Annotated in this window: 15 protein-coding genes; 4 read left to right on the plus strand and 11 right to left on the minus strand. The window is 43.0% G+C overall.

Features of this window, described 5'->3' with window-relative positions; genetic code table 11:
* The 7 genes from FJR71_RS03595 to FJR71_RS03625 all read right to left on the minus strand — a co-directional run bounded on the left by FJR71_RS03595 (position 1) and on the right by FJR71_RS03625 (position 6,781).
* Positions 1 to 1,056: an ABC transporter permease gene (locus tag FJR71_RS03595; protein ID WP_048687948.1), complete on the minus strand. Its 1,056-nt coding sequence runs from the start codon at positions 1,054 to 1,056 to the stop codon at positions 1 to 3.
* Positions 1,049 to 2,581, minus strand: a complete 1,533-nt coding sequence (locus FJR71_RS03600; RefSeq protein WP_125335876.1) for an ABC transporter ATP-binding protein — start codon at positions 2,579 to 2,581, stop codon at positions 1,049 to 1,051. Before FJR71_RS03600 ends, FJR71_RS03595 begins: the two co-directional genes overlap by 8 nt.
* A 137-nt stretch (positions 2,582 to 2,718) precedes the next feature.
* Positions 2,719 to 3,774, minus strand: a complete 1,056-nt coding sequence (locus tag FJR71_RS03605) for a BMP family lipoprotein (RefSeq protein ID WP_048687944.1) — start codon at positions 3,772 to 3,774, stop codon at positions 2,719 to 2,721.
* Between the two features lie 78 nt (positions 3,775 to 3,852).
* Positions 3,853 to 4,242, minus strand: coding sequence for a cytidine deaminase (locus FJR71_RS03610; RefSeq protein ID WP_129269504.1), 390 nt, complete (start codon positions 4,240 to 4,242; stop codon positions 3,853 to 3,855).
* Positions 4,229 to 4,891 carry a deoxyribose-phosphate aldolase gene (deoC, locus tag FJR71_RS03615; protein WP_061564122.1) on the minus strand — a complete coding sequence of 221 codons (663 nt, stop codon included), beginning with the start codon at positions 4,889 to 4,891 and terminating at the stop codon, positions 4,229 to 4,231. The genes FJR71_RS03610 and deoC overlap by 14 nt, the downstream gene beginning before the upstream one ends.
* A gap of 22 nt (positions 4,892 to 4,913) precedes the next feature.
* On the minus strand, positions 4,914 to 6,191 hold the full coding sequence (locus tag FJR71_RS03620) for a pyrimidine-nucleoside phosphorylase (protein WP_125335879.1): 1,278 nt from the start codon (positions 6,189 to 6,191) through the stop codon (positions 4,914 to 4,916).
* The gene (locus FJR71_RS03625) at positions 6,188 to 6,781 is read right to left on the minus strand and encodes a class I SAM-dependent methyltransferase (RefSeq protein ID WP_125335881.1); all 594 of its coding nucleotides are present in this window, start codon (positions 6,779 to 6,781) and stop codon (positions 6,188 to 6,190) included. The genes FJR71_RS03620 and FJR71_RS03625 overlap by 4 nt, the downstream gene beginning before the upstream one ends.
* 95 nt (positions 6,782 to 6,876) lie before the next feature.
* Between FJR71_RS03625 and coaA the strand changes: the two genes are divergently transcribed.
* The 3 genes from coaA (at position 6,877) to FJR71_RS03640 (ending at position 8,749) form a co-directional block, all read left to right on the plus strand.
* Entirely contained in the window at positions 6,877 to 7,797 is a 921-nt protein-coding gene (gene coaA, locus FJR71_RS03630; protein ID WP_129269509.1) for a type I pantothenate kinase, read from the plus strand.
* Between the two features lie 107 nt (positions 7,798 to 7,904).
* The gene (gene rpsT / locus FJR71_RS03635; RefSeq protein WP_023023719.1) at positions 7,905 to 8,153 is read left to right on the plus strand and encodes a 30S ribosomal protein S20; all 249 of its coding nucleotides are present in this window, start codon (positions 7,905 to 7,907) and stop codon (positions 8,151 to 8,153) included.
* A gap of 65 nt (positions 8,154 to 8,218) precedes the next feature.
* Positions 8,219 to 8,749 carry a DNA topology modulation protein gene (locus FJR71_RS03640; RefSeq protein WP_140814115.1) on the plus strand — a complete coding sequence of 177 codons (531 nt, stop codon included), beginning with the start codon at positions 8,219 to 8,221 and terminating at the stop codon, positions 8,747 to 8,749.
* A gap of 26 nt (positions 8,750 to 8,775) precedes the next feature.
* Here the strand turns inward: FJR71_RS03640 and FJR71_RS03645 are convergent, their stop codons facing one another.
* Positions 8,776 to 9,354 carry a TetR/AcrR family transcriptional regulator gene (locus tag FJR71_RS03645; protein ID WP_006596003.1) on the minus strand — a complete coding sequence of 193 codons (579 nt, stop codon included), beginning with the start codon at positions 9,352 to 9,354 and terminating at the stop codon, positions 8,776 to 8,778.
* A 127-nt stretch (positions 9,355 to 9,481) separates the two neighbouring features.
* Here FJR71_RS03645 and FJR71_RS03650 point away from each other — a divergent pair, with 127 nt between their 5' ends.
* Positions 9,482 to 10,324: a DegV family protein gene (locus tag FJR71_RS03650; RefSeq protein ID WP_129269513.1), complete on the plus strand. Its 843-nt coding sequence runs from the start codon at positions 9,482 to 9,484 to the stop codon at positions 10,322 to 10,324.
* A gap of 235 nt (positions 10,325 to 10,559) precedes the next feature.
* On the opposite strand, the gene FJR71_RS03660 is transcribed toward FJR71_RS03650, so the two are convergent.
* The 3 genes from FJR71_RS03660 to FJR71_RS03670 all read right to left on the minus strand — a co-directional run bounded on the left by FJR71_RS03660 (position 10,560) and on the right by FJR71_RS03670 (position 14,619).
* Positions 10,560 to 12,206, minus strand: coding sequence for a hypothetical protein (locus FJR71_RS03660; RefSeq protein WP_140814116.1), 1,647 nt, complete (start codon positions 12,204 to 12,206; stop codon positions 10,560 to 10,562).
* Positions 12,196 to 12,939: an ABC transporter ATP-binding protein gene (locus tag FJR71_RS03665; RefSeq protein ID WP_140814117.1), complete on the minus strand. Its 744-nt coding sequence runs from the start codon at positions 12,937 to 12,939 to the stop codon at positions 12,196 to 12,198. Before FJR71_RS03665 ends, FJR71_RS03660 begins: the two co-directional genes overlap by 11 nt.
* A gap of 105 nt (positions 12,940 to 13,044) precedes the next feature.
* The gene (locus tag FJR71_RS03670) at positions 13,045 to 14,619 is read right to left on the minus strand and encodes a M20/M25/M40 family metallo-hydrolase (protein ID WP_140814442.1); all 1,575 of its coding nucleotides are present in this window, start codon (positions 14,617 to 14,619) and stop codon (positions 13,045 to 13,047) included.
* Between the last annotated feature and the right edge of the window lie 2 nt (positions 14,620 to 14,621).

Below are 14,621 nucleotides of genomic sequence, written 5' to 3' on the forward strand. Positions count from 1 at the left end.
TTACTCTACTCCTTTCATTTGTTTTTTAGGCTTGATGTATTTTTCGATAATATAGTGAGCACTTACAAAGAAGATGATCGAAGCTGTCACAATATTGACAAGTTCTGGTGGAATAGTCGCTGTGGTCATACCTGGCGCGCCTGTTTGCAAGGTTCCAAGCAAGAAGGCAGCAAAGACAATCCCAATAGGGGAATTGCTAGCAAGGAGAGCCACTGCCATCCCATTAAATCCAACAGCCAAGGAACCAGCTTGAACATAAACGTTCTGGAAGGTACCAATCCCTTCTACAGCTCCTCCAATCCCACAAAGGGCACCTGAAATCACCATGGAAAGGATGATGGTACGTTTAGCTGACATCCCTGCATAGTCTGAAGCATTCGGGTTAAGACCAACGGAACGGATTTCAAAACCAAGTGTTGTTTTCTTAATAATGAACCAAATAACTGCAACAGCAATCAAGGCGATAAAGATACCGATATTCATCCGTGACTTAGTCAATTCTGTCAAGAACCCGAGGCGGTAACTTGCATTTGCTCCTACTGTGATACTAGATTCAGAATCGACCATGAACTTTTTAGGGAAGTTCCGGATAATTTCATTTCCAGCAAACAGTACGATGTAGTTCATCATAATAGTAACGATGACTTCACTCGTCCCCAAAAATGCTCGCAGAAGTCCTGGAATTAAACCAATGAGACCACCGGCAATTGCAGCCACAAGGACCGTCAAAGGAATCATTAGGATACGCGGAATATCAGGGAAGGACAAAGCAAACCATACTGCCGCAATCCAACCAGCTAAGGCTTGTCCTGGTAAGCCGACATTGAAAAATCCAGCTCGACTGGCTACCGCAAATCCGAGAGCGATCAAAATCAGCGGCCCCATTGTACGGAAAATTTCACCCACATTTTTAATGGAACCAAAAGCTGTCTTGAAGAGTTCTTCATAACCCCAAAGAGCATCATAACCAAAGATCCACATGATAATGGCTCCGAGGATGATTCCTAGGATTACAGAAATAAAAGGAATAGCAATTTGTCTTGTATTTTTATTCATTTGAAGCCTCCTTGATTTCTCCACCAGCCATTAGAATACCAAGCTCTTGTTTGTTGGTCTCAGATGGCTTCACAATACCTTGGATTTTTCCATCATGAATAACAGCAATCCGGTCGGATAGATTTAGAATTTCATCTAATTCGAAGCTGACTACGAGGACGGCTTTCCCTTTATCACGTTCACCAATCAAACGTTTATGGATGTACTCAATCGCACCAACGTCCAATCCACGTGTCGGTTGGCTAACGATCAACAAATCTGGATTCCGATCAACTTCACGAGCAATAATGGCCTTTTGTTGATTCCCTCCTGATAGAGCACTTGCTGGCACAATCTCGTTAGCTGCACGAACGTCAAATTCTTCCATCAACTTGCGGGCATAGGAATTAATTTGATTGTAATTCAAAACACCATTTTTGCTAAGTGGTTCTTTGTAGTAAGTTTGAAGTGCGATGTTTTCAGAAAGCATCATTTCGAGCACAAGACCATCACGATGACGATCTTCAGGCACGTGGCTGACATTCATTTCAGTAATCTTACGTGGGGAAAGGCCAACAACTTCTTGTCCCTTAATTTTGATACTACCTGATTTGACTTTGCGAAGTCCGGTAATAGCCTGGATCAATTCACTCTGACCATTGCCATCAATCCCTGCAATCCCGACAATTTCACCTGCGCGAACATCAAGAGATAGCTCTTTAACCGCAGGGACACCACGGTTTTCATTCACGACCAAGTCAGAAATTTGCAGAACCACTTCTTTAGGCTGCGCTTCTTCTTTTTCTGTTACGAAGGAAACTGAGCGCCCAACCATCATTTCCGCCAAATCTTTATTGGTAGCACCTTCGATGCCAACGGTTTGAATGGATTTCCCACGACGAATAACTGTGACACGGTCCGCAACGGCACGAATTTCATCCAGTTTGTGAGTGATAAGGATGATAGATTTCCCTTCTTTAACAAGGGTTTTCATGATTTCCATCAACTCCAAAATTTCAGCAGGAGTTAGCACTGCTGTAGGCTCGTCGAAAATCAGAATATCAGCTCCGCGATAGAGTGTCTTCAAGATTTCTACACGTTGTTGAGCCCCAACAGAAATATCTTCAACTTTTGCTGTAGGATCCACAGCCAAGCCGTAGCGTTCAGATAACTCTAGAATATCTGCATTAGCTTTTTTCAAATCTAATACACCCTTGTTCGTTACTTCGCTACCAAGAATGATATTTTCTGCAACAGTGAAAGCTTCCACCAACATGAAGTGCTGGTGAACCATTCCAATTCCTAGAGAAGCAGCCTTAGAAGGAGAATCTAGTTTTTCAGACTTCCCATTGACCACAATTTCTCCGCTCGTTGGTTCCAAAAGACCAGCCAACATATTCATCAGGGTTGATTTCCCAGCTCCATTTTCACCAAGAAGTGCATGAATTTCACCTTTACGCAATTCGAGGTTGATTTTGTCGTTTGCGACAAATTCACCAAAGATTTTGGTAATTTCACGCATCTCAATGACGTTTTCGTGTGCCATTCGAATATTCCTTTCTAGAAAACTATATTTTATTTCAGTAGGACCTGCTAAACGAGTTAGTAAGTTCTATTGAGACAAAATGTCCCAACACCTCATAAAAAAGCGACCCAAGAAGGATGGATCGCTTCCGGAAGGTTTTATTTCTCAGGTGCTTTTACACTACCATCGATAATTTGTTTTTTAGCATCTTCTACTGCTTTTTTAGCATCTTCAGAAAGATTAGAAGTTGTCAAATCAACACCACCATCTTTCAAACCAAATGTGATCACTTTTCCACCTGGGAATTTGCCATCAGCAGTTTGAGTTGCGATTTCTTGAACAGTTTTACCAACTTGTTTTAAAGTTGAAGCCAATACGAAGTTAGATTCTTTACCATCTTTTGAAGTGTATTTACCTTCGTCGACTTGGTCACGGTCTACACCAATAACCCAAACTTTTTCGTCTTCATTTTTCTTCTCGTTCAAGTCTTTAGCTTCCTTGAAGACACCAGCTCCTGTACCACCAGCAGCTTGGTAAATAACGTCAGCTCCTGCAGCGTATTGTGTCGCTGCAATAGTTCTTCCTTTTTCAGGGTTGTTGAAGTCTTCAGCATATTGTACGTCTACTGAAATGTCTTTGTTTACAGACTTCACGCCTGCTTCAAATCCTTTTTCGAAACGAGTGATAACTTCACCACGTGCTCCACCGATGAAACCAACTTTGTTAGTCTTAGTTGTTTTGGCAGCAGCAACCCCTGCAAGGTAAGCAGCTTCATTATCCGCAAAAACAGCAGATGCTACGTTCTTTTTATCACCTACAACAGAGTCAATGATAACGTAGTTGATATCAGCATTTTCATCTGCAGCAGCTGTAACAGCTGGAGCAAGTTTGTAACCAACACCGTAAACTAATTTGTAGCCGTTTGTAGCAGCTTGGCTAAAGTTATTCGCAAAATCTGCTTCACTTGTAGATTGGAAATAAGTGAATCCGTTATCTTTAGAAAGACCGTTTTCTTTACCCCAAGCTTGTAGACCTTCCCATGCAGATTGGTTAAATGATTTATCATCAACACCACCTGTGTCAGTAACGATAGCAGCTTTTAAATCAGTTTTTGCATCTGAAGAATCTTTGCGAGACGCACGATTTCCACATGCAGCAAGTCCGATTGCAGCGACAGTTACTAGACCTAGGCCTAACCATTGTTTCTTGTTCATTTCTGAACCTCCTAAATAAGATATGCAACTAAGTTGCGGATTAATGAAAGGGTCAATAGACCGCCTTTACAGATGTTACTAGGTAAGATCTGTAAAGGAATATGGAAGCAATTCCTTGACCGTCATCACGACCGTCGATTTATCTTTGGCTACCAGAGTAACCGGTAGGTCTGGCTCGAAAAATTCAGCCATCACCTGGCGACAAGCACCACAGGGTGAAACTGGTTTTTCCGTCTGACCATAAATAATTAATTCCTTAAATGAACGCTCTCCTTCTGAAACAGCCTTAAAGATGGCTGTCCGCTCGCCACAATTGGTCAAGCCGAAGCTCGCATTTTCAATATTGACGCCTGTATAAATCTTCTCATCATCTGTCACAAGAACAGCTCCAATTGGAAAATGAGAATAAGGTACATAAGCATTCTCACTTGTTTTTACAGCTAGGTCAATCAACTCAGTAGTCGCCATGGGCTACTTCTCCCTTCATGATGGCTACTCCAGAGGAAGTGCCGATTCGGTTAGCACCCGCTTGGATCATGGCTTGTGCATCCTCATAGCTACGAGTACCTCCAGATGCTTTCACTCCCATATCCGGTCCAACAACCTGGCGCATGAGGGCAACATCCTCAACAGTTGCTCCTCCAGTAGAGAAACCAGTTGAAGTTTTGACAAAGTCTGCTCCTGCCAATTTGGCAATCTGGCAAGCCACTACTTTTTCAGTTTCAGTTAACAAGCAGGTTTCGATTATCACTTTTACCAAGCGATCACCACTTGCATCTACAACAGCCTGAATGTCCTCTTCTACTAATGTCAGATTTTTTGATTTCAAGGCACCGATATTGATGACCATATCAATCTCATCGGCTCCATTTTGGATGGCATTTTGAGTTTCAAATGCTTTAACAGCTGGTGTATTTGCGCCAAGAGGGAAACCAATCACTGTACACACTTTTACATCTGAATCCCGAAGTCCTTCTGCAGCGAAGTTGACCCAGGTCGGTTGGACACAAACACTTGCAAAATCATATTCTTTCGCTTCTTCGATCAAAGCCTCGATTTGTTCTTGTTGTGCATCAGGTTTTAATAATGTGTGGTCAATATATTTGTTTAATTTCATTAATAAATCTCCCCCAAATGAATTACGAAACAATTTCAATAATTTCTGAAACGCTTACAACCTTGTCTAGTATTTTAACATTTTTTTGGAATTCTGCAATGGTTTTTTGACTAATTTCTAAATTTGTATAAATAGTTGCAACAAGGTCGCCTTTTTGAACAGGATCCCCAACTTTCTTAGCAAAAACAATCCCTGTTTCATAATCTAAATCATCTGATTTGACTGCTCTGCCAGCCCCAAGACGCATAGCGAAGAGTCCGTGTTCCATCGCAGGCAAGGCTGCAATATAGCCATCCTCTTCTGCATAGACAGGCACTTGTTCTTTTACCTGAACTGGACGATAGAGATCGTCTAAATCTCCACCTTGAGCAAGGACCATTTCTTCAAACTTCTTCAGTGCTTTGCCGGCTGTCAGATGCTGCTTGATTTCTTCCAAGCTGGCCGTTACCCCGCCGAGTTCCAGCATAATTTGAGCCAATTCACAAATGAAGTGAGTCACATCTTCTCTGCCTTTGCCTTGAAGAATATCTAAGGCTTCAAGAATTTCGAGACGGTTCCCGATGCTGGTTCCTAAAGGCTGGCTCATATCTGTCAAAACAGCTATGGTCTTACGACCAACAGCATTACCAAGATCCACCATGGTACGAGCCAGTTCACGCGCCTCTTCAATGGTCTTCATAAAGGCTCCTTCTCCAACGGTGACATCGAGAAGGATGGCATCCGCTCCAGCCGCAATCTTCTTACTCATGACCGAGCTGGCAATCAATGGAATTGTATCAACCGTCGCTGTTACATCCCGAAGTGCATAGAGAAGCTTATCCGCCATGACCAATTGGTCCGACTGTCCAATGACAGAAAGACCAATCTCTTGTACTTGTTTAATGAACTCTTCCTGGGTCCGCTCAATTTGGAATCCTTTAATGGATTCTAGCTTATCGATGGTCCCCCCTGTATGTCCAAGACCACGACCGCTCATCTTGGCAACCGGGACGCCAAAACTAGCCACTAGAGGTGCCAGTACAATTGTTACTTTGTCCCCTACACCACCTGTTGAGTGTTTGTCCACCTTGATGCCTTTAATAGCGGAAAGGTCGAATTGCTCCCCTGTCTCCACCATCTTCATGGTCAAATCTGAAATTTCTCGGGTCGTCATCCCCTTGAAATAAACCGCCATGGCAAAGGCAGCCATTTGATAATCAGGTACTGTTCCAGCCACATAGCCTTCGATCAACCAATGAATCTCATCTTTACTCAACTCAATGCCATCACGTTTTTTCTGAATGATATCTACAGCTCTCATGTGACTTTTTCACTCCTTAAAATATAATAACCTTTGTCTTTTTTGAGAATTTCACAATTCCCAAAGACTTCCTCCATTTTGGCCTTCGCACTTGGAGCTCCCTGTTTTTTCTGGATGACAATGGTTAAGTCTCCACCAGGATTCAAATGGTCAAAACTCCCAGAAAGTACTTGATGGACTACCTTTTTTCCAGCCCGAATGGGAGGGTTACTGATAATATGATCAAAACTTCCCTCAACCTGATCATAAACATTGGATTGGAAGATCTTTGCTTCAACTTGATTTAAATCTGCGTTTTTCTGAGCTAGATCTAAAGCCCGTGTATTGACGTCTACCATAGTCGCATGGACCCCTTGGGCCTTAACCAAAGAGAGACCAAGTGGACCATACCCGCAACCAACATCCAAAACCGTCTCTCCTTGCTGGAAGGACAAACAAGATAAAAGGACCTGGCTACCAAAGTCGATCATTTTCTTACTAAAAACACCGGCATCCGTCAGAAATTTCATCCGCTCCCCTAAAAGAACCACCTGTAACTCATGGATATCATGTTGGGCATCTGGATGTTCGTCATAGTACATTTTACTCATATTAGCATTATAGCATAATTTAACCTATTTTTAAATCGTTTACAGAAGATCTCAAAACTGATATACTAAAGGTCACTATGGAGGAAAGGCTTGCAATGGATAAAGAATTTCTACACTTCGAAAAGATCAATCGACAAACTTGGCAAAATCTCCACCGGAAATCAACCCCTCCTCTATCTGAAGAGGAATTGAATTCAATCAAGAGTTTTAACGACCTCATTAGCTTGCAAGATGTAACAGATATCTACTTACCCTTGACACATCTGATTCAAATCTACAAAAAAGCGAAAGAGGATTTAGCATTCTCAAAAGGCATTTTTCTCCAACAGGAAAGTAAAAAACAGCCTTTTATGATTGGAATTTCAGGGAGCGTGGCTGTCGGCAAATCAACGACTAGTCGTCTCCTTCAAATCCTTCTTTCTCGGACCTTTTCAGATTCTACTGTTGAATTGGTGACCACCGATGGTTTCTTGTATCCCAACGCCACCTTGATTGAACAAAACATTCTCAATCGCAAGGGCTTCCCTGAAAGTTATGATATGGAGCTCCTTTTGGATTTCCTCAACCAACTCAAAAATGGTCAAAGTTATCAAATCCCCGTCTATTCTCACGAGATTTATGATATCGTCCCTGACCAGAAGCAAACCATCCAAGCTGCGGACTTCATTATCGTGGAAGGGATCAATGTCTTTCAGAACCCCCAAAACGATCGGCTCTATATGACAGACTTCTTTGACTTTTCCATCTATGTGGATGCTGAGGTTGCCAATATTGAGTCCTGGTATATCGATCGCTTTAAAAAGTTGTTAGACCGTGCGAAAGATGACCCAAGTAACTACTACCACCGCTTTACTAAGCAACCTGAAGAAGAAGTCCTCGCCTTCGCTCATCAGGTATGGGAGTCGATCAATCTCTTAAATCTAAAAGACTATATCGAGCCCACCCGTAACCGAGCCGAACTGATCCTGCACAAATCTGCCAACCATGAGATCGACGAAATCTATCTCAAGAGATAAGAGTTTTAAGACAAAATGATCTTTAAAAAAATAGCGATTCGAAGAAAAATTAGTTTGGGCTTGTCAAAAGAAAAGTTTTCAGATATAATAAGAGAGTTAGATTATCATTGGAGGTGAAAAAATTGGCAAACATTAAATCAGCTATCAAACGCGCTGAATTGAACGTTAAACAAAACGAAAAAAACTCAGCTCAAAAATCAGCTATGCGTACTGCAATCAAAGCTTTTGAAGCAAACCCATCTGAAGAACTTTACCGCGCTGCTAGCTCAGCTATCGATAAAGCAGAAACTAAAGGTTTGATCCACAAAAACAAAGCTAGCCGTGATAAAGCACGTCTTGCAGCAAAACTTGGCTAATCAAGCATTGCATACAAAATGAGCTCCTCGGAGCTTTTTTTGTTACTTCCAAATAAGGAGAAGAGATGAAAATTACGATAATCGGCTATTCTGGATCAGGTAAATCCACCTTGGCTAAAAACTTAGCTCGTTACTACTCCATTCCAAAGCTCCACATGGATACCCTTCAATTTCAACCGGGTTGGATAGACAGTGACCGGGATTGGATGGAGAAAGAAATGAAACAGTTTCTCAGCGAGCATAGAGACTGGGTTATTGACGGCAATTACTCTTGGTGCTGCTATGAGGAGAGAATGGAGCAAGCCGACCAGATCATCTTTCTCAACTTCTCACGTTGGAACTGCCTCTATAGAGGGTGGAAACGATACCGCCGTTATAAAGGACGCGTCCGTGAGAGTATGGCAGTAGGATGCCCTGAACGCTTTGACTGGGAATTCATCCGTTGGATTCTCTGGGATGGCCGAACAAAAACTGCCAGAGAAAGGTATCAAAATATCCACTCCACCTACCCCGAAAAATTCATCTCTCTCAAGAACCAAAAGGAACTGGACCGTTTCCTGGATAACGTAAAAAATGATCTACTGGAATCGAAGTAAACACTCGATCTAGTAGATCATTTTTCTTATTTTCTTTTCTTTTGAGGAAACAAGGGAAGACCTAAGGAAGCCATCTTCTCCGCCGGCACCTTCATGCCATCCTTAATCCACTTGGCTAGGACAGAGACAATAGCTGAGCTGAGGAAGGAATTCAAATAACTAGCTGGGCCTTGTGAGGATTTTTGACTTTTACTCCTCTTTTCCAGAAATTCATAAACGGCCTTGGTGAGCAGTTTCTCAAAATTATAATCGACGGCCAAGCTGATAATGCGGGCTTCCTTCTTGGCCTCTTTAAAGAGATAAACCCATATCTGGTACAAATCGGTCTTGAAATTATAGCCTTCCAAAGACTTGGTAATCTTCGAAACAGTTGATTGGAAGATGGATTCGAGCAATTCTTCTTTTGACTCATAATTTCGGTAAAAAGCTGCGCGAGAAACTCCTGCTCTCTCCACCAATTCTGAAATGGTAATCTTTTTCAAGTCCTTTTTATCCAACAACTGAAGTAAGGAAATCTCCAAGGATTCGCGTGTGATGGCATTGCTTTCTTGGTTAGACCGTTTTAAATTTTCTAAGGATTTTTCGGATATCTTTCTTTCTGCCATAACACTTACTTTCTATCTGTATCATCTGAATGTATCTGCTTTCAGAGAATGCAACTTCATGATATAATTGTAAAAAAAGACTAACTACTTGTCAATGTACAATTTTTTACATTTTGAGGTAATAAAAATGAAATGGAAAATTATTGCAGATTCTGGCTGTGATTATCGTACTTATGAAAGTGCTGCACCAGATACTAGCTTTGTTTCAGTTCCCCTTACCATCCAGATTGGTGAGACCATCTATACAGACGACGCCAACTTGGATACAGACAAAATGATGGAAGATATGTATGCTACTACTACTGCTTCCAAATCAGCTTGTCCTAGTCCTGATGACTATATGAAAGCCTTCGAGGGTGCTGATAATATCATCGTTGTTACCATCACTGGTACTTTGTCTGGTAGCCACAATAGTGCTCAGGTCGCTAAAAAGCTTTATCTAGAAGACCATCCTGCAAGCAATATCCATGTGATCGATAGTTTATCAGCTGGTGGTGAAGTGGATCTCCTCGTCCGCAAACTCCATCAACTCATTGCCCAAGACCTTGACTTTGATCAAGTGGTCGAAGTCATCACCAAATACCAAGAAAAAACCAAACTGATTTTTGTCCTGGCTAAAGTCGATAATTTGGTTAAAAACGGTCGACTCAATAAAATTATCGGAGCGGTTGTCGGCCTCTTAAACATCCGTATGGTCGGCCAAGCTAGCGACACTGGAACCCTTGAGCTCCTCCATAAAGCCCGTGGCCAAAAGAAAGCTATTTCCACAACTTTTGAAGAAATGCTCAAAGCAGGCTATAAAGGTGGACATATCACCATCGCTCACCGTCGCAACGATAAATTCGTAGAACAACTCTCAGCCTTGGTCCATGAAAAATTCGCCAATGCGGATATTGAAATTCTTCCGACCTCTGGCCTCTGTAGCTTCTATGCTGAAGAAGGTGGCCTCTTAATCGGCTATGAAATTTAACAACAAACTATAAAAGAGGCTGGGACAAAAGTCCTAGCCTCTCAATTGTCTTTGGATTATCGAGCAAGACGAAGTGGTTGAGTGGGCTCTACTACGCTGATTTCATCAGATTTTACAGCCCTACTCAACTGTGCGGAGGTGGGACGACGAAATCGAATTCTAACGAATTACCGATTTCTGTCCCACTCTCTTTTACCATAGAGATTCCCTTCGGTCAGGACCAGAGGGAATTTTTTTATTCACCAATCTCTTGGTTAAATTTATAAAAAGTATGTTTATATATATAAACAGTTGCAAAAGTTCCTATAGCTGCAATGAGAAGATAAATTACACTAGCAATCAAGGTGGTGAAGGCCACAGCGGATAGATAGAAAGCAAATCCTATCAAAATCAGCATGACGATAATAAAGATAAAGATTAATAATCCTCTCAGGGCAGCATTTCCTCTATTACGGTTCATCAGATCTGTCACAGTCGACCAATTGGTCGTTAAGAGCTTGTAGTCTCGTCTAAAAGCGATCACACTCAAACTCAAACTGGTCAAAAACCAAATCAAAAGCATGGCTAGAAGGGAAAGGGGATGGACTCCAAAGTAGAAAGATACCCCTACTAAGAGTACAATCGGCAAAGCAGACTGAACCGAAAAGAGGATCCAAAATTTTTTCAAACAATAGCGTTTAAAGTCAATCGGAAGGGCACGGAGATAAGCGAAATTTTCCCGCTCCAAGGAGATTCCAATACTGGTCAAGCTTTCCACAGAGTTGAAGACTCCAATCATAAAAGCAATCAGCGATAAAGGAAGCAGGTATTGGGGCGTGAGGTAGTTTTCAATTTGGAGGGAAGCTCGCGATGCTCCTAAAAACAAGCCAAATGTGAACAGATAAGGGAAAATTGCCATCATGAAGATAACCTGCGTCAGCAAGGTACCATCACTCAGAAGCCGTTTATGGTAGGAAACGGTAAAGCGATGAAAGGCCTTCTGATCTCCTAGCTTCATCTGACTGACCCGCTCCTTGACCGCATGGCTAGAAGAAACCTCAAGGGCAGCATCATAGAAATGAGGCAAGACCTGACTTTTTACCAGCCAAAGGAGGACTGCTAGAACCAATACCCAAGCCAACATCCCCACTAGTGCAGCTGAATCCAAAGGATTCAAGATAAAGGTATGGAAGACCTCTATCGGAGGAAAAATGCTGGGTTGAGTGACCAAATCACCAGCTACCGAGTGCTCTGACTGGAGCATATTGATATAGAGATAGGCTCCAATGGAAATGAGACTACTCAATCCAATGATGAGGTTAGACACCAAACTCGTGTGTTTCTTAAAGACAGCTGATTTGGTAATCAGATGGGATAGGAACAAGGTGCCTAAAAAGAGGATGGAGAGGAGAATCATGGCACAAAGAAGGCCAAGAAGGAGCCCCACCAAAACATTTCCCCCTGCTTGGATGGGCAGAATGATGAAATAACTGATCATTGGAAGCAGGGCCATCAAGAGCACTAAAATGACCGAGATGCTCTTTCCTGCAATCACTTCTGCATCCGAAAAGGCATAGGGACGATAAAATTGCAAATCCTTGCTCTCGTAAAAGACATTGTAAAAACTCATCAAACCTTGGGATATGGCTAAGAGCGCAAAGAGCGTAATCATATTGACAAAGGGACCAGGGCTAGAGACAAAATCATTGGTACTCGAGAGAATTCCAAAAAGGAAGAGATAAAGGAGACCGATAAAAATATAGGTCCGAATGGACTGAGCGGAAACATTGACTTTCCTAGTCGGATCCTTTTCCTGCTTCTTACGAAATTTCGCTAATTGGGCTGGCTGAGTAGCATAAATGATGTTGACATCCACTAGGCGACGAACCATCTTAAGACGCATCTGGACTCACCTCTTCTCTTCGACCAGCCAGTCCAAGATAGATGGACTCTAGGCTTTGTTCTGGGTGTTGCCCCTTCAGCTCCTCGATAGTTCCATAAAAGATGAGGTTCCCCTTCTTCAGAATGGCAATCTTATCACAGAGTTGCTCTGCCACTTCGAGGACATGGGTAGAGAAGATGACAGTGTTGCCCTTGTCCGCATGCTCCCGCATCATCTGCTTCAGATCGTAAGAGGCTTGGGGATCCAAACCAGTCATGGGCTCATCTAGAACCCAGATGTCTGGATCAGATAGAAGAGCCCCGATGACAAAGACCTTCTGCCGCATCCCATGAGAGAAAGACTCGATGACCTCATAACGATGACTAGCAAAGTCAAACAGATGCAACAACTGCTCCAAGCGGTCATCACATTCCTGCTGGCTCATATCATAAGAAGTAGCGACCAACTCCCAAAATTCATTGGCCGTCAATCGAAGAAAGAGATCTGGTGAGTCCGCTACATAGCCAATTTTCTTCTTTATTTCTAAGCGATTGCTATAGAGGTCCTTTCCATCTACTAGGATGCTACCGGTCGTCGGGGTGATGACACTGACTAGGCTCTTAATGGTCGTTGATTTCCCAGCTCCATTATGGCCGATCAAGCCGACAATTTGCCCATCTTCAATGGTTAAGTTCAAATGGTTCAATGCCAGTTGACCATCGTAATCCTTGGTGACTCCTTGAAATTCAATCATAGATTCTCCTTCTCCTATTCCACTTCCCTAATGAAAGAAAGTGGTTACTTATTTTGCCTATATTTTAGTCCTCTTTTCCTCATTTGTCAATGGAAAACTTAAGTATTAAAGCAATTCATCAAAGCGATAGAGAAGGCCAAACAGATAACTAGGAATGGTATCTAGGAGATCCTCCATAAAGACCCGTTCCCCTCTTTGATGGAGTTCCTTGCCCCAAGGTCCCAAATTGACTGCCGGCACTTGGATCTGGGCAATTTTTTCCAAATCCAACTCGTAGACTTGAGAAGGGGTCGCCAAACTATCCAAGACGACTTGATAGCTTGCTAGGTCTCTCTCCAAGGCGCAATAACTGGTGTCACAAATGCCCATGAAGTATTCCTCCACCTTCAGGCTCAGGCCACGTCTTCCTAAATAGTGGCGGTAATCATCCACCAGGGTGCCAATTTTGAGACTGGTGTTTGGTAAATAGCGACAGTTCATGGATGGGTAATAGGGAGGTGCAAAGCCAATAACGACCAATGGAGTCTTCTCCGCTAGGAAGTCTAAGTAAGCTTGGATCTGCTGGATGGCAATGGCCTGATAGCTGACTCCAGCTAAGAAAGCTTGGTAGGCCCTTTGCTCACATTGCTCTTGGAAGCTTGAAAATCCTTCCTTCTTTTGGCAACGATCCAGCAATTCTTGATAGCTGATCACCCTTGGTTGACCTATCACATGTTCTTGTCCTGCTTGGTCCTGGAGGGACAGGTATTTGGCATAAAACTCATCAACCGCTTCCTGGCTCAACTCCTTGATGCGTTGCAGCAATTCCTGAGGGGTCTTTTTCAGATGCAGCACACTGAAATAGCCAACAGCGTAGAGGACAGTCGATACATCATACTGGTCCTTCAAATCTCGCAGATAAGACCAAGAAGGGAGAGGAGACTGCTCTCCCAGAGCTTGGTCGGATAGGTCTGGATGGAGGTCCAATTTCGATGCGACTGCTATCAGAAGAGAGAGGGCGTTGATTCCTTTAAGTGGCTCCTTCATATGGGATAAGACCCCTTGGGCCACGACGACTGGCATGAGCTTGCCGACAGTACCGATGTGCAGGACCTTCTCCTTGTCACTAGTGGCTTCAAAGGGTTCTGAATCGACCGCTAAGACATAATCCAAGTCAAACTCATCTTTTAACTGACAGAGCAAAGCCAAGGCTCCTCTCATCCCACGTGAATAGGACTCCTCATCTCCCACAGAAAGGTAGAGGAGGTTGACCTGACCCCCTTCTGGATCGGAGGCGTAGGCTTCTAAGACACCCAGTTGGAGCGCTAAGGCCGCCTTCATGTCACAAGAACCTCGTCCAAATTGCCATTGGCCAGAATCTAGGTCCTCCTGCATTTCTGATCGAAAATCAATGCCCTTCAAGGCATGAACCAGTGCCTCGGAATCCAAAGCTATAGGGGCTAGGGGGCCGTAATCTTCTAGATCTACCGTATCGTGGTGGTGAAAAAGGATCACTGTCTTTTTCTTGCCCTTATCGACCAAGGCCCAATTGACACTGCGATGAAGATGGTCATTGGGAAGAGGGTAGCGACCAAAGTGCTGGGGGTGACTCTTGAAATATGGAATAGACCCAATTCGTTGGTCTAGATAGTCTTCTATCTCCCTTTCTGTCTCGGTATTAGTAAAGCTCGGTATGGACATTG

This window comes from Streptococcus xiaochunlingii (genome assembly GCF_006385805.1).
Classification (GTDB): Bacteria; Bacillota; Bacilli; order Lactobacillales; family Streptococcaceae; genus Streptococcus; species Streptococcus xiaochunlingii.